This is a genomic window from Enhygromyxa salina, assembly GCF_000737335.2.
GTDB lineage: Bacteria > Myxococcota_A > Polyangia > Nannocystales > Nannocystaceae > Plesiocystis > Plesiocystis salina_C.
The window spans coordinates 68,942-88,980 of record NZ_JMCC02000016.1 but is presented as its reverse complement, the minus strand read 5'-3'; the positions used below and the strand labels follow the sequence as shown (position 1 = coordinate 88,980).

Below are 20,039 nucleotides of genomic sequence, written 5' to 3'. Positions count from 1 at the left end.
CCGAATTTCGCCCAGCCAACTCGCTCAGCCGAGCTCAGCCGAGCTCAGCCGATCAGGGGGACAGCTCGGCCGACGGGCCACCGCAGCGTGCGGCCCAGCGCGGTCGGACCGCGACGACCTCGAGCAAGAGCACGCGGACCTCGTGGGGCTCTGCCACCTGCGCGTAGGCGGGATCGACAAACTGCTCGAGCAGCCGCAGCTCGAACACCTTGGCCAGCGCTCCCGCGATGTGCTCGGGCATCACCAGATAGTCCGGGCGTTCTTCGATCAGCGCACACGCCTTGGCCGGGTCGTCCTCGGCGTGGGCGATCGCGGCGTTGTTGAGCCCGAGCGCGTCGATGATCTTCATTGAACGCGGCGTTCGGTAGCGCAGCGAGCCCGCGCCCTCGACCGCGAGCACGGCGTCGTCTGGCAGCTTGGCGCTCACGTAGCGCGCGGGGTCCCCGTGCAACAACGCGATCCCCCGCTCTTGGGCTCGCTGCAGGGTCTGGGTCGCGGGGATCTGCAGCCCCGTGAGCAGCGCGATCGGGAGCACCAACACCAACGACAGCACCCGATGCGTGCGCGCCAAGCCCAGCGCGATCACGATCAGCGGGATCGGGGCGAAGATCGCAAAGTAGCGGGCCTCGAAGAACAGCACCTCGGGGTTGAGCGGGCGGCTGGCTGCGGTGCCGAGCATGCCCGTGACGTAGGCGACGATCAGCGCGAGCAGCTGCCAGCGACGAATCGGTGCCAGTGACTGGGCCGGTGACTGCGGCTGCGGGTCCGCGCCAGGCTCGAGCACGCCCTTGCCCGACAGATCCGTCCACAGGGCGGCAGCGATCAACGCCAGCCCGCCCACGCCCGCGAACCACGGCTGCCACGGCAGCACCTGCTCCGACAGATACGCCCAGCCCTGCGCCAGCCCAGCGGGGCCGGCGTCGGCGATCTTCACATAGGCCGTGTTTGGCCAGGGCCAGCCGCTGACCACCTGGCAATACAGCACCCACGCTGCAAGCCCGGCCGCGGCGCCCAGCGCTGGCGTGGTCCACCGCAACGAAGCGCGCGCGCTCGCCCACGTGCGCGGCCGGCTGAGCAGATCGGCGAGCCCCGCGACGATCGCAAACCCGACGAGGCATCCAAGCACCTCGGCCCGCGCGAGCTCGGCCGCGAAGGCCAGCACGGCGGCCAGCAACCAGTTCTCGCGCAGGCACGCGCGCAGGCACGCGAGCACCAGGCAGGTCGTCAGGGGAACCTCCATGCCCGAGCTGGCCGCTTGCAGCAGCGTGGGCGAGGTCGCGCACAAGATCCCAGCCAGCGTGGCGATCGACAGCACCGGGATCGGTCGCTCGAGGCTCGCGCGCGCGCTCGCCAGCTCCAGCGCGATCATGCTCGCGAGTCCGGCCGTCGCCGCGTGCAGCAGCGCCCCAAGCAGCTTGACCGACACCACCGGGTCCGGGCCCGTCGGCCACGCGGCCAGCAGCACGACCCACAGCGGGCTCGAGAAGCCGGTCTCCCAGTCGCCGGGGTTGTACGACAGGCCATCGCCCAGCCGCAGGCTCTTGGCGTAGCTGAGGTGGATCCACGCGTCGTCCAGGCAAAACTCGTCGACGTCACCGCCGATGAACGCGTACGCGCACGCCAGCACCAGCGCGATCACGACGCTGATCCGCGGGGCCCACAGCTCGCGCCGCGGGATCGGATCCGGCTCACGGCTCGGCTGGCTCGGCTGGCTCGGCTGGCTCGGCTGGCTCGGCTGGCTCGGCTGATCGGGCCCACCTGATGCGTCGGACGTCGTCATTGTGGCTGCGCGCCTGCGATCTCGAGCACGACCTTCCCGAATTGCTCGCGGCGATCCAAGTAGCGATGGGCCTGCGCGGCCTCGGCCAGCGGGAACACCCGATCGACGATCGGCGAGAGCGCCCCCTCGTCGATCAGCTGGGCGATCCGAAACATGCTGGCCTTCGAGCCCATCGTCGAGCCCAGGATCTGGATCTGGCGAAAGAACACCTGGCGCAGATCCGTGGTCGCGTCCCAGCCCGACGAGGCCCCGCAGGTGACGACCCGGCCGCCGCGCCGACACAGCTTGATGCTGTGCGCCCAGGTCGACTCACCCACGTGCTCGAACACCAGATCCACGCCGCGCCGGCCGACCCCGGGCAGCGCCCGAACTTGCTTGGGCCAGTCGTCGTCGCTGCTGCGCACGCACGCGTCGGCGCCCAGCTCCCGGGCCTTGTCGAGCTTGGCGTCGGTGCTGGCCAGCGCGATCACCCGGGCACCGTGAAGCTTGGCGATCTGCAGACCCGCCGAGCCCACGCCGCTGCCGGCCGCGTGCAGCAGCACGGTCTCACCAGGCTCGATCCGCCCGCGCACCACCAACATCTGCCAGGCCGTCAGAAACGTCAGCGGGAACGCGGCGGCCTCGATCATCGACAGCCGCGCGGGCTTGGGGACCAGGTTGACGGCCGGGACCTCGAGCTGCTCGCAGTAGCCCCCCGAGCAGCTCTCGCCCAGGATCCGGTAGTCCACGCACAAGTTGTCCCAGCCGCTCAGGCACGCCTCACAGCGCCCGCACGAGAGCCCGGGGTTGACGATGACCTCGGCGCCGACGAGCCCAGGCTCCACGCCCTCGCCGACCTCGGCGACGACCCCCGCGATGTCGCTGCCGAGCACGTGCGGGTAGTCGAGCCGCAAGTTGGGCAGCCCGTTGCGAACCCAGATGTCGAGGCGATTGAGGGCGCACGCGTGGACTTGCACCACGACGTGGCCGGCTCGCGGACGCGGGGCGGGTCGTTGGGCCAAGGTCAGGACCTCGGGGCCACCGTGGCGCTCGAGGATCATCGCGGTGATCGTGTCGGTCATGCTCGAATTCGTCCTCGCGTGGGCGCGGGCCCAGCTCCCTGTCGGCATAACACGAGCAGCCTGGTTTCAGCTCGGGCGAGGGCTCCTCGCCCGCTTGCGGACAGCTTCTCAGGCTGGTTCAGCGAGGGCAGCGAAGGGAGCTGAGACCAGCTTGGCCGCGGGTTTGCACTGTTGCAGCCCCGAAGCGCCGCTTGCCGCCTGTTTCTGCGTCAGGCCCCGCTGGAGGTCGAATGCCGTCGCCTATGAGTCACGCTCCCCGAAGTCTGTGTCGCAACCGCCTCACACGTAGTCCGTGGGCCGTGCCCATCTTGTTGCTATTTGCATCGCCGCTCACGCGGGCGCTGGCGATCTCGGGGACCCTCGCGTTCGGTACCGGCTGCGGCGAGGCCCCGAGCCAAGACGAGTGCACGCAGTGGCACGCCGAGTGCGTCGAGACCTGCAGCTCGGACAGCTTTGAAGGGTGCCTGTGGACCTGCGAGGCCGAGTACGACGACTGCCTCGACGAAGCGGAGCAGGCGAGCGTGCGCCGGGCCGAGAGCGCCGCCGCGGTCGCCGAGGTTGGGGTCGCGTGTCTCGCGGTCACGCTGTGCTCGCTCGAGTCGCTTGGTGACGAAGACGGCGACGGCGACGGCGACGACTGGAGTGACCCCGAGCCAGAGTCCGACGACTGGGGCCAAGACTGGGGCGAGCAGTCGCCCCTCGACGAGGCCGAGATCGCCAGCCCTGAGCTGTCCGATCCGCCGTCCGATCCGCCGCCCGATCTTCCCCTTCCCCTTCCCGACGAGCGCTGAGCGCTGAGCGCCGAGCTGGCGCAGCTTCACGGAAAGTCGAACTGCAGCGTCTCGGCGTCGCGGACCAGCGACGAGTAGCCATCGACCAGGGCCTGGACCTCGCTGAGCTTGGGCTTGCGCTGCCCGCTCTTGCGCTGGAATTCGTCGACCAGCGCGTTGTACTCCTCGATGTCGTTGGCGAAGGTCTCCATCCAGAACACCTTGTTGGCCGCCGCGCGGTCGCGTTCATAGATCTCCAAAAATTTCGCCGCGGCCGCGTCGAACGCAGCGTGGAGCGGCAGGCACGCCTCGATGTTGGGCGTGGTCTCGTCGGTCATGCAGCGGATCATGGGGCGCGCGTGGATCATGACGCTGCGCGACGCGACCTCGAGCGGTGATCGTCGGACCTCGAGCACGCCGAGCAAGATTGGATCGTTCTCGACGTGGCGCAGATCGACGGCTTGCTGCAGCTCGCGATCCGCCCCCTGCCACGCTTGGTGTTGGGCTCGCAGCTGCGGATCGAGCTCGATCAGCCGGGCCCAGTCGTCCTCGCGCCAGCGCTCATCGTCGAGGTAGCGCTCGATCTCGCGGGTCAGCTCGGCGTAGCTGCTCGCGTACTCGACGATCTCGATGGTCCGCTGCTCGATCAGCGGCATCGGGGGCGGTGTCCTGGCCGCCTCGAGCACCCGCCGGCACGTGCGAAATGTGTTGCTGTCGATCCCGCGCAGGAACACCCCCTCGCGCTTGCGCCTGGGCTTGCCGTCCTCGCCAACCTGATCAGCGTAGCGATCCCAGCTCTCGGCCATGACCGAGGCCACGACATCACGGCAGACCGAGAACCCGCGCAGCTTGGCGTCGACCCGCTCGGCGTAGTCGGCCGGATCGACCTCGACCGCTTGATCGGCGGGCTGCTCTTCCTCGGTGATCTCGAACAGATGACAGCCGGCCGCCCCCATCATCAGCGCCGCCGCAGCCAGCCCTTGCCAGGGGCGAAGTGGCAGCAGTTTGCGCAGCGCCGAGTTGGTTGGGGAGGTCATGGACTGGAGGACGGCACAGACCTAGATCCAGTGTGGGTCTTCGGGGACGATGATGCGCAGGTGGTGGAACAGGTTCTCGACCCGGTAGTGCTCCGCGGTCACGAACTCCTCGCCGTCGATCTGCGAGGGGATCGCGGGCCCGTTGTTAGGCCGAAACATGCGCAGCTCGATCGACGTCCCGCGCCGGAACTCGCGCCCGCTGAGCCCAACGACCTCGAGATCGTCATTGGTCACGGGGTTCTTCTTGTGCTTCGAGATCGCAGACATGACCCAGTCGGCGTGGCTGCGAAACGGCACGACCTCGAATTTGCCGTCGTCGGCGCGCGAGTCCTCGACGAAGATCCACTCGCCGCCGTAGAGGATCGTGCCGTTGACGACCAGATCCGTGAGCCCGACCCACTCGAGCACCTCGCCGTCGACGGTGACCTCGCACGAGAACAGCGAGCCGGTTGGGCCCCCGACGACGGACTTGACCATCTGGCTGACGGCGGCCCCAGCGTAGACGAGCTTGTCGCGATACAGCTGCTTGACGAGGGGGACCTTGGCGACGAACTCGCGGTCGCGGTTGCGCTGGGCCAAGATCCGCGCCGACAGCCCGAACCCGCAGTTGTCGAACCACAGATCCGAGCGGATGACCTCGCCGTCATCGTCGATCGCCTCGATCCGGCCGACGTCCATCCACTGCTCGCAGCCGCCCGCGATCGTCTTGATGTTCTGCTCGAGCGCCTTGGGCCCGGCGCTGATGCCGAACGATCGGCCCTGATCGTTGGCGGTGCCCATTGGCAACATCGCAAGGGGGACGTCGACGCCCGACCGCTCGCGGGCCAAGATGATGCCCTTGGCCGACTCGGCGAAGGTCCCATCGCCGCCCAAGTACACGACCCGCGCGACATCCTCGCGCTCGATCCGATCGGCGAGACCCGCGACGGTCTTGCCCTCGGGCTGGGTCGCAAAGAACTCTGGCTCGAGCCCTGCGCTGGCGAGGCCCTCGAGCGCGCGGCTGATCGCGCGCTCGGCCTTGCCTGTGCGGGCGGTCGGGTTGGCGACCAAGATGGAAATTCGCGCACTCATGGGCTGAGCTGGAACGCTCGAAGCGCAGAGGATACCAGGCAAAGCGCCGTCCAAGGCGCCCCTGGGGCCCCCGTGCCCGTGGGAGTTCTCGCCGGCCGTCGGGTCTCGTCGCCGCCTCACATCAAAACTGAACGGGCCGGGCCCGAGCGGTCCCCGAGCGGGGCGAGATCTGATAACCCTCCCCCCATGGTCCCCACCTCGCGTTTGCATCTCGTCTCGTTCTCGCTGTTGATTGGTTGCGTCTCGCTGGGCTGGGCTTGCAACAAGCCCGAGGTCACGCCGCCCACGGACACGCCAGTCGCGCCAGCCGACACGAGCGCCGACGACGAAGTGAGCTTCGCCAACCCGGGCGGGATGTGGATGCCAGGCCAGCTCGCGACGGGTGGTCACGCCCAGACGCTCGAGTCGCTTGGGCTCGAGTACGATCCGGCGGCGCTGACCCAGCCAACCGAATTCCCGCTCGGCGCGATCGTCAGCCTGGGTGGCTGCTCGGCTTCGTTCGTCAGCCCCGACGGCCTGATCATCACCAACCATCACTGCGTGATCGGGGCGCTCGCGCGCAACAGCAGCAAGGACGAGAACCTGATCGAGGACGGGTTCTTGGCCAACACCCGCGACCAAGAGCGCTGGGCCGGGCCAAACCAGCGGGTCTACGTGACCTCGTCGTTCACCGACGTGACCGACCAAGTGCTCGCGGGGCTCGAGAAAATCGAGGATCCCGAGGCGCGCTGGGACGAGATGCAAAAGCGCCGACGCGAGCTGGCCAAGACCTGCGAGGCCGCCAAGACCGACGTGACCTGCCACGTGGCGTCGTACTTCGAGGGCGCACAATTTTTTCAGATCGAGCAGCTGGCGCTGCGTGACATTCGCTTGGTCCACGCACCCGACGCGGGGATCGGGGTGTTTGGCGGCGAGATCGACAACTGGCGGTGGCCCCGGCACACCGGCGACTACTCGTTCTACCGGGCCTACGTCGGGCCCGACGGCAAGCCGGCCGACCACGCGCCGGACAACGTGCCGTACAAGCCCAAGCACTTCTTGAAGGTTGCGACCGAAGATCTCGACGAGGGCGACTTCGTCATGGTCGCGGGCTACCCCGGCCGGACCTCGCGGCTCAAGACCGCCGCGGAGGTCGAAGACGCGACGACCTGGGCCTACCCCCATCGGATCGCGCGCTATGAGCAGTACCTCGCCGCGCTCGAGGCCGCGGTCGGCGATGACCCGACCTTGGCGATCAAGGCCAACCCGCGCGTGCGTGGGCTGTCGAACGGGCTGACCAACGCCAAGGGCATGCTCGACGGGCTGGGCAAGGGTGGCTTGGCCGAGACCCGCAAGCAGCAAGAGGCCGAGCTGCAGCTGTGGATCGACGGCGACGCCCAGCGCAAGGCCGCCTACGGGGCCGTGCTCGCTGAGCTCGCGGCGCTCGACGAGGGCGCCAAGGCCACGCGCGAGACCGACGCCTCGTTCGCGGAGCTGCAGCGGACGTCGACGCTGCTCGCCCGCGCGCAGATGATCCTGTCGGCGGCCAAGCAGCGCGAGCAAGGGGAGGGGCCCTCGGCCGAAGATCTCGCCGAGGCCAAGATCGATCTCGAGGAGCAACAAAACAGCTACGCCCGCGAGATCGACCGCGCGGTCGTGCAGATGAACCTGACCCGGGCCGCCGCGCTCCCGGCCGAGCAGCGGCCGGCCGCCCTGAAATTGTTCGTCAACGCCGAGGTGCTCGACGCCGCGACGATCGCAGCGGCGGCCGACAAGCTCTACGCCAAGACCAAGCTCGAGGATCCCAAGCATGTGCTGAAGCTGTACGAGACCGCCAAGCTCGCGCAGCTGCAGCGCAGCAAAGATCCCTTCATGGTGCTGGCGATCGCGCTCGCGCCGATGATCGAGGCCTCCGACAAGCTGCAAGCCGAGCGCGCCGGCCAGCTCGCCGTGCTGCGCCCGCGCTACATCGCCGCGCTGCGCGAGTTCGCGGCCAGCAACGGGCAGATCCTCGCGCCCGACGCCAACTCCACCCTGCGGATCACCTACGGGACCGTGCGCGGCTACAGCTCCGGCGGTACCGACCACACCCCGTTCACCACGGTCAGCGAGATGATCGCCAAGCACACTGGCGAAGAGCCCTTCGATCTACCCGAGCGCGCCCGCACGGCGATCGAGGCCGGCAAGTTTGGCCCCTACGTCGACCCCGAGCTCGGCGAGCTGCCGATCGACTTCCTCGCGGATCTCGACATCACCGGCGGCAACTCCGGCTCGCCAACGCTCAACGCCCGCGGCGAGCTGATCGGACTGGTGTTCGACGGCAACTACGAGTCGATGGCCTCGGACTGGGTGTTCATGCCGGCGATCACCCGCTCGATCCACGTCGACATTCGCTCGGTGTTGTGGGTGATGGACGCGGTCGACGGGGCCGATCACCTGCTCACCGAGATGGGCGTCACGCCCTCTTTGTAGGCGTCGCCCGGAAGTGCACCAGAATGCAAAAGGCCCGCGCTCTACAGCGCGGGCCTTTTGAGTGTCGGTGACGCGAGCTCATGCGTCTGATAGGACGACCATTGCCTCTTCGAAGGCCGTGTCGCGATCTTTGACCTTGGTCCGCTTGATGGCGCGCTTGAGCGCGGCCTCGCAGTCCTTGTCGGTGAGGGCTTCCTTCATGTCCATCAGGACCTCGAGGACGCAGTCGTCGCCGACGTTGTAGATGGTCTCGTCGTCCCACATGAACACGTCTTCGAGCGCCTTGGCGTAGCCGCCGACAGAGCCGTCGGTCTTGTCGTTGATCCGACGCTCGCGGATCGCTTCCTTCTTTTGAGTCCGGCCGATCTCGCGGGCAATTCGTTCTTGATCGGTGCGTTTCATGGGAATTCTCCTCGGTGGGGTGGTTAGGGGCGCTCACGGTAAAGCGGCCAGACTGCTGCAAGTGCAAGCAAAGCCCGCCGACATCCGGGGCGCGTGCGCCAGCATCTAGACGTAGGAGTCGACGACGCTGGCGCTGCGAGGCAGTGTTTAGGGGGAACGGGCGTGTCTGTCCAGCGTCTCGCGCAAACTCCGGGCCGGCTGGTCAGCCAGTCGGTGGCCGCGATGGCTAGGCCGGACCACCGCGGCACACGCCCAAGGCCACGCCTGTGGCCGCCCGCGCCGATCGGGTCTCGACCACGAGCAAAGTCGCAAACGTCGCCGAGAGATCGCTGCCCGGGGTGAGCCAGTCTGCGAAGCTGTTCGCAGGCGGGCGAGGAGCCCTCGCCCGAGCTGAAAACAGATCTGTTGGGATACGGACGGCATTCGTGGACTCGTTCATCGCGGGTAGCGAAGTCCAGGTTGGGTCTAGAGAAAATCTAGATTGTGATGACTCGCACGTCTGAACCTGACCGCCGGGCTCTCTGTGTGACCAGTAGCGCTAGCGCTACTGTCTGGATTGCGGGGCCATTGCCAGGTAGGGTCATGGTGCCGTGCTCTCGAGCAGTCTGATAGTTTTGGCTGCAGTCCGATACCCCAGTCCGCTGGGTTGTCTACGGGGTTGTCTGCTGGGGTGTCCGCAAGCGGGCGAGCAGACCTCGCCCCAGCTGAACGTAGAGGCGTGCAAACTTTACCCGCGCGGTCGCGTGCGAACTCACGACGAGTGAACTTCATGGCCAACGAATTGAGCAACGAGTCAAGCAGCCTGTTTCCCAGTAGCGACACTGAGAAGGAGGACTCCGGTCTGATGGACATCATGGCCGTCGCGGCCAAGATCAAAGACCAGGAGTCCGAAGACGGGGACTCGGACATGAGCCCTGGAGACTCTGGGTTGATCCTGTTCACAGCTGGCGACGATGAGCCCAGCGCTGGCGGTCAAGACGACGACGCGCTGTTCGGAAGCTTTGCTGGGGGACTGGGCGCGGGGTTTGGTCCGGCGGCGGAGCCCCTGGTGGGGACTTCTGCCTCGCCGCTCGCCGACGCGAGCGTGGCGTCGGCGACCCCCGCGGTCGCGGCGGACAAGCCGGCTGAATCCAAGCGTAGCCCGCTGGTGTTCGTGGCCCTGTTGCTCGGCCTCGGTGTGGTTGGCGGCGGGATCATGTTGATGTCCAACAACCGCGAGCAGCCAGATCCGCAGGCGAACGCCCAGGTCGCGCCAACAGACGGCGACGCGGCGGTCGGCAAGGCGGAGCCCACTCCCGATCCCAACGCGGAGCAGGCGGGGGCGTCTGCTGGCGCGGCGGTCGAGCCTCAGCCCGAGCCCGAGCCCGAGGCCGACACGGAAGGCCTGCTGCTCGAGGGCGAGACCGAGGGCGCGGGTCTGGGTCTGCTCGCGGACGGCGACGACCCCATGGGGATGCGCGAGGGCTTGCTCGAGAGCGACGGCACCAACGGCGTGGCCAAGGTCGGCAAGTGGGACCAGGGCAAGAGCAGCCCCAAGCCGGCGAACACGGGGGCCGATCCCGCGCCCAAGCCCGAGCCCGAGCCCGATCCCGAGCCCGACTTTGACCCGCTGCCCGAGCCCAAGAAGGGTGGCAAGGTCAGCGAAGAGGACGTCGACTGCCTGCTCAACCCCGATCTCGCGAAGTGTCAGGGCGGCGGCGGACAGAAGCCCAAGAACGAAGAGGTGCTCGCGCCCAAGCTGCCAGAGAAGCTGAGCGCCGCGCAGCTGCGTCAGGGCTTCAACAAGATCAAGGCAAAGGCCAAGACTTGCGGGCTCAAGCACAATGGGCCGTCCGGGACCTCGGTCAAGATTCACGTCTCGATCCAGGGGGCGACCGGCACGGTCGACTCGGTCAAGGCGCTCGGGGAGCACGCTGGGACGCCGCTTGGGAACTGTGTCGAGGACACGGTCAAGGGGGCGGTGTTCGAGCAATTCAAGACGCCCTCGATGGGGATCGACTATCCCGTGATCATGTGAGCTGTTTTCAGCTCGGGCGAGGGCTTCTCGCCCGCTTGCGGACAGTCTAATTACCGACGAGCTTGGTCAGGCGTTTGGCCTGGTTGATGGTCTGGGCGAAGCGCGGCTGCCAGTCGCCCGTTTCGATCTCGTGTAGCAGGGCCTTGGCGGGGCCGTCGTCGCCGGTCGCAAGCAGGTTTTGGGCGCGGCGGAGCCGGTGGGTCGGGTCGGTGGGCTCGACGGCGATCGCTCGGGCCCAGACTTGGTCGGCGCGGGTCAGGTCGCCGCCGCGCTCGAGGGCGTCGGCGATCCAGGCGAGCGCGTCGCCTTCGGCGGCGTGGCGGTCGAGGCTGCTCGAGAGGTGGCGCCACGCGGCTTGGTCGTGGCCAAGGGTCCACAGCAGCTGGGCGCACTGAAGATCGATCTGGGGGTTGTCCGGATCTTCGAGGCGCCAGCGATCCGCGACGGCGAGCGCGGCGTCGAGGGCTTCAGCGCGCGCGCTGGCGTCGCCGCTGAGTGGTTGGGCGAGGCGGCCGCGGAGCTCGAGCAGGCGCGCGAAACCGGCGCGGAGGTCGGCGAGGCTGAGGCCCTCGTCGAGCATGACGAGCATGGCCCGCTCGAGCTGGGTCGCGGCCTCGTCGAGGTGGCCCTGGCGCTCGGCGAACATCGAGGCACGCAGCAGCACGGGGGCGGACTCGTTGATGGGTTCGACCGCCAGCACGGTCCGCAGCACCGAGCCGGCCTCACCGACGTGGCCGCGGGCGATCAGCGCGTCGAACAGCGCGAGCGCGGGGACAGGATCGAGCTTCGTGGGGTCGAGGCTGGCGATCACGCGCTGGACGTCTTCCACGCGACCGAGCTGTTGGGCGCTGTTGAGCAGCTCGATCGCCAGCCGTGGATCGCCCGAGTCGATCACGCGCTCGCGCAACCGCGTCCACGTGAGCTGCCAGCCGGCTTCGCCGAGCGCTTGGGTCATCGCCCACTGCACGCTCCAATCGATGAGCGGGATGGTGTGATCGGCCTGCGCAGCCTCGAAGTTGCGCTGAAACAGCAGGCCGGCTTCGTCGTAGTGCCCGGCTTGGTACTGGGTGAGCGCGGCTTGGTGCAGCGCGATGTACTTGAAGCGGTTGTCTTGGGTCGCCAACGCCGACCACGCGGCGGACTTGCGAGCGGAATGTGACCACCACCGATGGCTCAGCTGCAAGGTCGCAACATAGGCGTGGGTCGGGTGCTGGTAGTCGCGCAAGAACGCCTCGAGCTGGCGCAGGCTCGCCTCGTTCGGGCGGCCCTCGGCCTCGAACAAGAGCGCGCGGTAGCTGGCCATGAACCCGACCGGGGTCCGGCGTAGATCCTCGTCGCGGGCCAGCTTGCGCAGCGCTCCGGCGCCGCTGCGGCCCTGCACGCCGGCGGCGATGTAGGCGGTGATCGGGCCGTCGTTGGCGGCGTCGAGTGTGGCCTTGCGTTGCTTGGCGTCGGCGCTGCGCAGGCTCGCGCCAGCCAGCACGAGCTCGCCCGGGAGCACGCGGCCGGCATGGTCGCGCAGCGCTTGCAACACGCGCAGTTCGTTGGGTTCATCGTTGAGGGCGGCGTAGCCGGCCAAGCGCTGGTGCTGCAGATCGATCCACGCGGCGTCGCCGGGCTGGTGGGCTTCGAGGGCGCGCTCGAGATCGGCGGGGCTGGGCAGCGGCAGGTTGACCTCGGTGGCCTGCGGGGCGCCGAGCGAAGCGATCGTCTGCGCCGGGCCCACGCGCTTCAGCTCGCGCTCGCGCTCACGCCCGTCATCGCCAAGCCGCAGCAGCACACCCGCGTCGGTCCACTCGAAGGTGGTGGTCGAGGTGACGTGCTCGCCAGCGTGGACCCGCAGCGCGATCACCCGGTGCTGGGCGTCGAGCTCGACCTCGAGCCATGTCGGCGCGGACTCGGACTCTGGCCCGGACCCTGGCATGGACTCGGACTCGAGCGGTCGCAGCTGCAGCTTCAGCGGGGCGCTGCGCTCAACCGTATAAAAGTAGGCCAAGTGCTCGGCGCTGGGGATCATCCACGGGATCCACTCGCCGAACAGCGCGGGCGAGGTCGGGCCCACGGCGCGGGCGACCGACAGGCCGAGCTCGGGGTAGTCGGCGCGCAGCTGCACCCCGTCGTAGATCACCCGCTCGTCCAAGAACCCCCATCGCTCGCTGACCACGGCGAAGTTTCCGTTGGCGTCGATGTCGAGGGTGCCGCCTTCGGGCAGCTGGTAGCGGACGTTTGCCTGCGCTTGGCGGGCGGCGGTGATCAGCTCGGCGGCGGGATCGCTGACGTGGCCGCGCGCGCCGTCGAGCCCGGTCAGCAGCAGCCGCTCACGGGCGAGGTCGAACGGCTCTTCAAACAGCGCGGGGACCAGCTCGCCCAGATCGTTCAGGCGCGGATCCGAGGTGTAGTGACGCGACTGTGGCCATGGCTGGGTGCGCGCCCACTGTCCGTCGTATCCAAGCGAGAGCGCCCCGGTCACGACCGTCGAGGCGAAGCGGCTGTCCGCGGCAGCCGAGCCCGCGCCGAGAGAGACCGCGTCTTGCTGCAAGTTCGCGCCGGTCGTCGACCACTGACTCGGGTTGGTGCCGCCGCTGACGAAGCCGCCAAAGAGGCTGCGGAGATCGGGGTTCTCCAAGCCGACGGGCCCCGACGTGATCCGGGTGCCTCGGCCGCCAAAGCCCGCGCCTGTGTCCACGCCGCCGCGCGGCGCTTCGCCAGTGAGCCCAAATCCAAACCCGCCGCCCCCGCCACCGCGCCCCGTGCCGACCATGCCCAGGCTGCGCCGGTCGCCCAGGCTGCGCCGGTTGCCCAGACCGAAGCCCATACTGTTGGCGAGAGGTGTCGTGGCCATCGGGCCGGCCCAGTTCACGGGCGCCGACGCGCCGTCGCCAACGAGCATCTGCACGGGCGTGCGAACCACGTATTGACCCTGACCTGCCTCGCTGCGTCGGCCTTCGCGGACGACCTCGATCTTGTCGGGGGCAGGGTAGTACGCCCACGCCTGCTCCGAGGGGCGGTGGACGTTGAAGTCGCGGTACATCTGCTCGCTCTCGAGCACCAACAGCGAGGTCGTCGGGGTGACCAAGAAGTGGGCGAGGCCCAGCTCGGTGATCTGGGCGGCGTGTTGCTCGACGCCTGCCTCGGTCAACGCCGCGACGTGGGCCTGCGCCCAGGCCCGAGGGAGCCAGCCGGCCTGATCCTCATTGGCGTGATCACGCTTGGGCAGCGCGACGCGCTCGGACCACGCAGCCTCGCCCACGCGCCCGCGCAGCTCGACGGCGACCGGTTCAGGGTCATGGGCGGCCAGCTCCGCGAGCAGCTCGAGAGACTCGCCCTCGGCCAGCGAGCGCGCGCTGGCGTGGGTTCGCTCGGCAGCGATCACCTGCCCCTGCGCGTCGACGAGCGTGGCTTCCAGACCCAATACGCGCGCGGTAGCGAGGGTCGTGAGCAGCTCGAGCGCCCGCCACGACACCGACTCGCCCTCGTCCACGTGAACGTGCAGACCCGAGCCGGCGGCGGCCAGTCGCTCGAGCGCGGGCGCGTCGTAGGTCGGGCCAAAGCTGACACCCACGAACGAGGCCGCGCCGCTGAGCGTACCCGCGAGCGCGTCGACGTGCGCGGCCGCGTCGACCATCGCCGCACCCGCGCTGCCGCCCAACGGCTGGCCAAGGCCATCGCCCAGATACAGGATCGTGGGCACCCGCGCGCGCTTGTCATCTGCCGGAGCTTTGACCGCAGCCAGCCGCTCGAGCCCCGCGTTCAGCGCCGCGCTCAGATCCGTCGCGCCCAGCCCAACCTTGGTGTTGCGGGCCAAGAACGCCTCGAGCGCCGCGCGGTCGAGGGATCCGACCCGCTCGAGCTCTGCCGACGCCCATTGAAGCTGGCTGTCGAAGCCGAGCACGCTGAGCCGATCATCGCCGTCGAGGTGATCGAGCAGCGCGAGCAAGAACTGGCGCTGGGCTTCGAGTTCGTTGGGCCCGCGCGAGGCGGACGTATCGAACAGCACGACCCAGTCGCGCGCTGGCGCTGCGGTTGCCTGCTCGGCCTGCTCGATCGAGCGCAGCTGCGGACGCAGGCGCAGGCCCAAGTGTTGGCGGCCATCGGCGTGGCGCAGCTCGTGGCGCTCGATCCGAGGCGGCGGCAGGCCAGGGCCCCCTGCGGCCAGGTTGGCGACGATGTCCGCTCCGATCGCATGATCGCTAGCGGTGAACTGCGCGATCAGATCCTGGCCCTCTTCGCGCAGCTCGAACTCGTGGTGGCGCGACGAGAACGGCCGCCCCGCGCCTCCAACCACGCGGATCCGGTAGTTGACCGCGCCGACCGGCAGATCCAGCTCGGGGATCGGCACCCGCAGCTCGCCCTCGCCGTAGAGCTCTTCGAGCGCGACCGTGTACGAGAGCAGCACGCGCTTCTCCGTGCGGGCCGGGAGCGGAAAGATGCGGATCTGAAACAAGTTGCCCTGCATCCACTCGAGCAGCGCTGGGTCCCGGCGGCGATGCACGATCTGCTCGTAGATGTCGCGCCCCCGCTCGCGCTGCACGACCCCGGCCTCGATCCGCTCGCCGTCCACGTACATGGCCAGCCGCGAGATCGCAGCTTTGGGCGGGAGCGGGAACTGATAGACGCCCTCGAGATCGCGCTCGAGGTGGTTGAAGAAGGTCTGGTCGATCGTCGTGCGCACGTGGCCGTCTTCGACGTGGACGTCGACGCTCAGCTCGCGCACGGGCAGCGGCCACTCGGGGCTGCGGTGGGTCTGGCCGGTCCATCGGGGCACGCGCGCGAGCAGGTTGCCGCGGCGCACGGGCACGACCCCGGCTTCGGGCGTGAGCAGCTCGCGGGCCCAGTCGATCTCGAAGCTCAAGCGGCGCCCAGCGATCCGCGCGGGCTCGGTCTCGCTGCGCAGCAGCGCCTGCTCACCAGCGCGCAGCAACAGGTCACCCGCGCCGTCCAAAGACTGGAGGTTGGCCTGCCCGTGCAACACCGCGGCGAGGGTCTGGATCGCGTCGCTGCGCAGCAACACCCGCGTCCCCAGCACCGAGGCGCGGCCTTGGGCCGTCTCGACCAACAGCGGGTTCGGGGCCGTCCGCACGTCGAGCAGGACCTCGCCTTCAACCAGACGCAGGTGGCGGGGCGCGAGCTCGACCAGCTCGGTGCCCCTGCGCAGCAGGGCCCGGCTTCCGTCGGCCAGCATCACCTCGCGCGGCTCGAGACCGTGGTTTTCATAGGTGGCGATCAGCTGGGCCTCGCCGTGGTCGAGCAACTTCTGACCCAGGCCCAACACCCACGCGAGCAACACCGCGGCCGCGAGCGCGACGAAGATCGTGGCGCCGCCGATCCGCCGCCGCTTCAGCTTGGCGCGCGCCAACGGAATTGGATCGTCGACGTCGGCGCGCGCGGATCCCTTGGTCACTGGCTCGCTCGCGGCGGCCTGTGCGGATCGCAGCTGCGCGAGCATCCGCGCCCGGGTCTCGGCCGGGACCGCGGGTGGACGCTGGACGTGGTTGAGCAGTCGCTCGATGTTGGCGTCGAGGACAGCGTCGTCGTGCGGGTCGGGTCGCTCATGCTCGGACATCTGGAAGCTCCTGTTCACCAAAGGCTGTGGCCAACGCCGCGAACGCCTCGCGAAAGGCCCGGCGCGCCCGCGCCAACATCGACTTGGCCGCGTCCTCGCTGCACGCGAAGGTGGCCGCTAGCTCGCGGATCGTCTCGCCGCGCAGGTACTTGCGCTCGAGCGCGTCGCGGTAGTCGTCGGGCAAGTTGGCGATCGTCATGTGCACGAGATCGCGGGTCTCTTCGCGAGCGAGGACCTCGTCGCCGAGCGGCGCGCGATCCAAGCCCTGGAAGATCTGCACCAGCGTGGCGTCGATCCGCTCCCAGGTCTCGCTGAGCTCGCGGCTGCGGGCGCTGGTGCGCAGCTGGGCGCGGATCAGGTTGCGCGACAGCCCACACAGCCACCCGCCAAGCGAGCCGCGCTCCGGGTCAAAGTCCTCGCCGCGCTCGAGGGCGCGCAAGAAGGTGTCTTGCACGACGTCCTCACACACCGCGGGGTCACGGCCAACCCGATAGAACACGAACGACCACAGCCCATCGACGTGGGCCTCATAGAGCTCGCCAAGCGCAGACTCATCGCCCGCCCGGGCGCGGCTCAGCCGCTGCGCGTCGATCCGACGACCCCCGCTCATGCTGGCCCCAGTGTAGCGGCGGGTGCTCGATTGAAAGTTCGCGGCATGCGGATCCTCGGGTGGGCTGCGCTGTGCTGTGACGCTGAGGTGGCCCCAGTGACTACTGTCAGCTCGACGGGGCGAGGTGTCGCAGCAAATGAAAAAAGTTTCTCTCAGCGCGGGCGAGGCGAAATCGGACTGTGGTGATTTCAGCAGTGGAGCGATTGTGGACCCCGCTGGTTGACGAGCGAGCTGTTCGCACACGACACTGCCCCGTGGCCGATCCGATCCGGCTCCGCACCATCGATGACGTGGTGCTTGCCTTCATCGAGCCCAACGTCGACCTTGGCCCAGGCCTCGAGCGCTGGTACGCGGCCATGCGCGAGCCCGGCATCCACAAGACCTTGGTGCTCACGGTTGGGCCGGTCGTCAGCCTGCCCACCCGGCGAAGGCGGACCGTCAGCGAGCTCGACGCACGAGGGATCCGCATGGTCGTGGTCACTGACGACAGTCACAACCGTGGCCTGGTCACGATATTTTCCTATCTGGGGGTCCAGGTCGCCATGTTCAATTGGGCGTCGCTCGAGCAAGCCGCTCGCAGCGTCGCCGCGCGGCCGGAGCAGGTCTCGTTGATCGTTCGCGTCGCTTGGCAGCTCCGCGCGGCCTCTCCCGCAGTGGATGACTCATAGGAGCCCGTGGTTCAATGCCTCGCGGGCTCCTGGGGTTGATCGCCGCGCCGGGGCAGCCGACGCTAGGCCCATGAACCGGTGCATCTCGACCACGGCCTCGTTCGCCCTGCTGGGCTTGGTTGGCTGCGCCGCGTGCAATTCGAGGCCGCCAGCTGGCGATGACGGACAGACCGCGGGCACGGGCGAGTCCGCCGACACGCAAGCCGAGAGCGAGAGCGGGAGCTCGAGCGAGCCGATGGCCTGTGAGCCGCGCGAGCCAGCGGTCCCGACCGCCGGGTTCTTCGTCGACATCTCGGATCAGAGCGGCGTCCGGGTTGGCAACTTCAGCGAAGATCCGCCGGCCGGCACCGTGATCAACGACCACAGCCGCCTGGCCTTCGCCGACATCGACGGCGACGGCTGGGACGACATCGTCGCGCACAGCCTGTTTCCCAACCCGCAAAATGGCGTGCCCTTCGAGCACCTGGTGTTTCGCAACCAGGGTGACGGAACCTTCGCCGACTGGTCCGACGTCTCGGGCCTGCGCGACGTGCAAGCGGGGTTCTTTGCGTTCGGCGACGTCGACAACGACGGCGATCAAGACGTGTTCGCGGGCCTCGATCTCGACGCCTACGCCGACCACCGCAGCTCGATCTGGCTCAACGACGGCGCGGGCCACTTCACCAAGGTCCCCAGCTCGGGCGTCGAGGCCACGCCGACCGTCGCTGGCAACGCGGTGTTCGCCGACTTCAACGGCGACGCGCTGCTCGATCTCTACGTGGGCATGGGCGGGACCACCTACGCTGCCACCGACAAGCTGTACGCGGGCGTTGGCGACGGGACCTTCGTCGATCAGAGCGCCGCGCTGTCGGGCAACCCACAGCGGCCAAGCAACGGCAGCGTGACCTGTGACTTCGACGACGACAACGACCTCGACGTGTTCGTCTCGACCTACTCGGTCAGCACCGCTGGGGGCCACAACGTGCTCTGGCAAAACCAGGGTGGCGGCTTGTTCGAAGACCGCGCAGAGGCGCTGGGCTTCGCCTACCAGATCACCGGCAACTACTGGCTCAGCTCGACCGGCAAGGGGCAGGATCCCGAGCCACGGCCCGCGACCGGCGTGTACCGGGGCAGCAACGGGTTTGGGATCGACTGCGGCGACGTCGACAACGACGGCGATCTCGACGTCCTGCTCACCACGATCTCGCACCCGGTCGACAGCGACTACAACCGCAAGTGGTCGGACCCAAGCCAGCTGTTGATCAACGGCGGCGAGGCGCAGGGCTACGCGCTGAGCAACCAGTGGCTGGCGCGCGGGCTACCTTACAATGAAGGGGACGTCGACGGGGCGCTGATCGACTTTGACAACGATGGCCGCCTCGACATCTCGATCTCGCGCGAGCGCAAGTACGAAGGTAGCTACGCCGACCCGGAGCAAAAAGCGTGGTTCGGGCTGATGCGTCAGCGCGCGGACGGATCCTTCGAGAGCCTCGGCGTCCAAAGTGGCATCAACGATCCCAACGAGGCCCTGCTGCGCATGAAGGGGGCCCAAAACCACGCGTGGTCCGACATTGACCATGACGGCGATCTCGATCTTCTCGTTGGCGGCCGCGACCAGGGCGGTGGCCGACCCAATTTCTTGTTCCGCAACGACGCCGGGCAGGACAACCGCTGGCTGGCCGTGCGGGTCACAGGCGACGGGTCAACGATCGACCGCGACGCGATCGGCACCCGCGTGATCGTTCGCAGCGGCACCCAGCTGCGCGTGCGCGAGAAGAAGTCCAGCCGCGGCATGTACAACTCCGAGGACTCCCGGGTGCAGCACTTTGGACTGGGGGATCTGCCCTGCGAGGCGCTCGAGCTGGTCGTACAGTGGACCGACGGCACCGAGGTCGTGTTCGACCGCAGCGAGTTCGGCGAGGACATGTACGTCGACGTTCGCTACCCAGACCTGATTGGACCGGGCTGAGATCGTGGCTGGGTCTCGGGGATCTCCAGGGCCGGGCGAGCCATCGTGCCGTACCAATCGGTCCGCGGGCGATCCGCGAGCCCGTACACGGCGCCGACGACCCACGAGGCACAAAGCCACATCCCTGCCAGCTCGCAAGTTGTGCCGCGGGCGACTTCGCGGCGATCTAGACGTTCGCGCTCGTGTTCGCGATCTCGCGCACTCTCGCCGGCGCCGCGATGATGCTCGTGCCTGGTCCCTCTCCGGGTCTGCTACTCCATCGATTTTGGAGCCCGGGCGGGGGTTGGGCGATGGATCCCAACTTCGCGCTTGACGCTCGTCATGACCTCGCTAAAGTGGCCGGGTGACAAAGGGTGGAGACCGGCCAACAGACAAGAGTTTGTTCTGGCAAATTGTGGAGGACCGCGACGTGAGGCTCGATCATGTTCAACGCGCAGTTCTGCGCTACCTCGCTGACGTCGGTGGTGCTGCCACCGACTTCGAGCTGAGGATGCGTGTCAACCACCCCCCTTCGCGCATCCACCAAGCCCTCGAAGGCCTGGTGCTCGAGAACCTGCTCGAGCTGAGCTCCTCAGAGGGCTACGAGGTCGCCAGCCTCACCCGAGTCGGCCAACGCGTGGCTTGAGCATTCGCCGCGTTTTTCGTTCTGTCTGCCGTTCTG

At 68.4% G+C, this 20,039-nt stretch carries 13 protein-coding genes; 6 read left to right on the top strand and 7 right to left on the bottom strand.

Annotation, left to right across the window (positions count from 1 at the left end; translation table 11 throughout):
- Nucleotides 1-52: 52 nt before the first annotated feature.
- Both DB30_RS08455 and DB30_RS08450 read right to left on the bottom strand, forming a co-directional pair.
- Nucleotides 53-1,780 (bottom strand): hypothetical protein, encoded by a 1,728-nt coding sequence (locus DB30_RS08455; RefSeq protein ID WP_052547619.1) that lies wholly within the window; start codon nt 1,778-1,780, stop codon nt 53-55.
- Nucleotides 1,777-2,841 carry a zinc-binding dehydrogenase gene (locus DB30_RS08450; protein ID WP_240480190.1) on the bottom strand — a complete coding sequence of 355 codons (1,065 nt, stop codon included), beginning with the start codon at nt 2,839-2,841 and terminating at the stop codon, nt 1,777-1,779. Before DB30_RS08450 ends, DB30_RS08455 begins: the two co-directional genes overlap by 4 nt.
- A 299-nt stretch (nt 2,842-3,140) precedes the next feature.
- Between DB30_RS08450 and DB30_RS08445 the strand changes: the two genes are divergently transcribed.
- Nucleotides 3,141-3,632 carry a hypothetical protein gene (locus DB30_RS08445; RefSeq protein WP_052547618.1) on the top strand — a complete coding sequence of 164 codons (492 nt, stop codon included), beginning with the start codon at nt 3,141-3,143 and terminating at the stop codon, nt 3,630-3,632.
- Between the two features lie 26 nt (nt 3,633-3,658).
- On the opposite strand, the gene DB30_RS08440 is transcribed toward DB30_RS08445, so the two are convergent.
- Nucleotides 3,659-4,648, bottom strand: a complete 990-nt coding sequence (locus DB30_RS08440; protein WP_052547616.1) for a DUF3829 domain-containing protein — start codon at nt 4,646-4,648, stop codon at nt 3,659-3,661.
- A 21-nt stretch (nt 4,649-4,669) separates the two neighbouring features.
- The gene (locus DB30_RS08435) at nt 4,670-5,719 is read right to left on the bottom strand and encodes a diacylglycerol/lipid kinase family protein (RefSeq protein ID WP_052547615.1); all 1,050 of its coding nucleotides are present in this window, start codon (nt 5,717-5,719) and stop codon (nt 4,670-4,672) included.
- 186 nt (nt 5,720-5,905) lie between these two features.
- On the opposite strand from DB30_RS08435, the gene DB30_RS08430 reads away from it, so the two are divergent.
- Nucleotides 5,906-8,170: a S46 family peptidase gene (locus DB30_RS08430; protein ID WP_146658299.1), complete on the top strand. Its 2,265-nt coding sequence runs from the start codon at nt 5,906-5,908 to the stop codon at nt 8,168-8,170.
- Nucleotides 8,171-8,248: 78 nt separating this feature from the next.
- Here the strand turns inward: DB30_RS08430 and DB30_RS08425 are convergent, their stop codons facing one another.
- A complete protein-coding gene (locus DB30_RS08425) occupies nt 8,249-8,572 on the bottom strand; it encodes an LB_289 family protein (protein ID WP_052547611.1) in 324 nt (107 codons plus the stop codon).
- A 769-nt stretch (nt 8,573-9,341) separates the two neighbouring features.
- Between DB30_RS08425 and DB30_RS08420 the strand changes: the two genes are divergently transcribed.
- Nucleotides 9,342-10,589, top strand: coding sequence for a hypothetical protein (locus DB30_RS08420; protein WP_146658298.1), 1,248 nt, complete (start codon nt 9,342-9,344; stop codon nt 10,587-10,589).
- A 46-nt stretch (nt 10,590-10,635) separates the two neighbouring features.
- Here the strand turns inward: DB30_RS08420 and DB30_RS08415 are convergent, their stop codons facing one another.
- Together DB30_RS08415 and DB30_RS08410 are read right to left on the bottom strand one after the other, a co-directional pair.
- Nucleotides 10,636-16,152, bottom strand: a complete 5,517-nt coding sequence (locus tag DB30_RS08415) for a VIT domain-containing protein (protein ID WP_052547608.1) — start codon at nt 16,150-16,152, stop codon at nt 10,636-10,638.
- Entirely contained in the window at nt 16,139-16,762 is a 624-nt protein-coding gene (locus DB30_RS08410; protein WP_052547606.1) for an RNA polymerase sigma factor, read from the bottom strand. The genes DB30_RS08415 and DB30_RS08410 overlap by 14 nt, the downstream gene beginning before the upstream one ends.
- A gap of 254 nt (nt 16,763-17,016) precedes the next feature.
- Between DB30_RS08410 and DB30_RS08405 the strand changes: the two genes are divergently transcribed.
- From DB30_RS08405 to DB30_RS42725, 3 genes are all read left to right on the top strand, one after another.
- Nucleotides 17,017-17,430 carry a hypothetical protein gene (locus DB30_RS08405; RefSeq protein WP_052547604.1) on the top strand — a complete coding sequence of 138 codons (414 nt, stop codon included), beginning with the start codon at nt 17,017-17,019 and terminating at the stop codon, nt 17,428-17,430.
- Between the two features lie 70 nt (nt 17,431-17,500).
- A complete protein-coding gene (locus tag DB30_RS08400) occupies nt 17,501-19,378 on the top strand; it encodes a CRTAC1 family protein (RefSeq protein WP_052547602.1) in 1,878 nt (625 codons plus the stop codon).
- Between the two features lie 490 nt (nt 19,379-19,868).
- On the top strand, nt 19,869-20,003 hold the full coding sequence (locus tag DB30_RS42725) for a hypothetical protein (RefSeq protein WP_276204343.1): 135 nt from the start codon (nt 19,869-19,871) through the stop codon (nt 20,001-20,003).
- Nucleotides 20,004-20,039 lie beyond the last annotated feature (36 nt).

Coding starts and splice junctions, on each gene's coding strand:
- DB30_RS08455 (WP_052547619.1), bottom strand. CDS start 1,780: ATGACGACGTCCGACGCATCAGGTGGGCCCGATCAGCCGAGCCAGCCG.
- DB30_RS08450 (WP_240480190.1), bottom strand. CDS start 2,841: ATGACCGACACGATCACCGCGATGATCCTCGAGCGCCACGGTGGCCCC.
- DB30_RS08440 (WP_052547616.1), bottom strand. CDS start 4,648: ATGACCTCCCCAACCAACTCGGCGCTGCGCAAACTGCTGCCACTTCGC.
- DB30_RS08435 (WP_052547615.1), bottom strand. CDS start 5,719: ATGAGTGCGCGAATTTCCATCTTGGTCGCCAACCCGACCGCCCGCACA.
- DB30_RS08430 (WP_146658299.1), top strand. CDS start 5,906: ATGGTCCCCACCTCGCGTTTGCATCTCGTCTCGTTCTCGCTGTTGATT.
- DB30_RS08425 (WP_052547611.1), bottom strand. CDS start 8,572: ATGAAACGCACCGATCAAGAACGAATTGCCCGCGAGATCGGCCGGACT.
- DB30_RS08420 (WP_146658298.1), top strand. CDS start 9,342: ATGGCCAACGAATTGAGCAACGAGTCAAGCAGCCTGTTTCCCAGTAGC.
- DB30_RS08415 (WP_052547608.1), bottom strand. CDS start 16,152: ATGTCCGAGCATGAGCGACCCGACCCGCACGACGACGCTGTCCTCGAC.
- DB30_RS08410 (WP_052547606.1), bottom strand. CDS start 16,762: ATGAGCGGGGGTCGTCGGATCGACGCGCAGCGGCTGAGCCGCGCCCGG.
- DB30_RS08400 (WP_052547602.1), top strand. CDS start 17,501: ATGAACCGGTGCATCTCGACCACGGCCTCGTTCGCCCTGCTGGGCTTG.
- DB30_RS42725 (WP_276204343.1), top strand. CDS start 19,869: ATGCGTGTCAACCACCCCCCTTCGCGCATCCACCAAGCCCTCGAAGGC.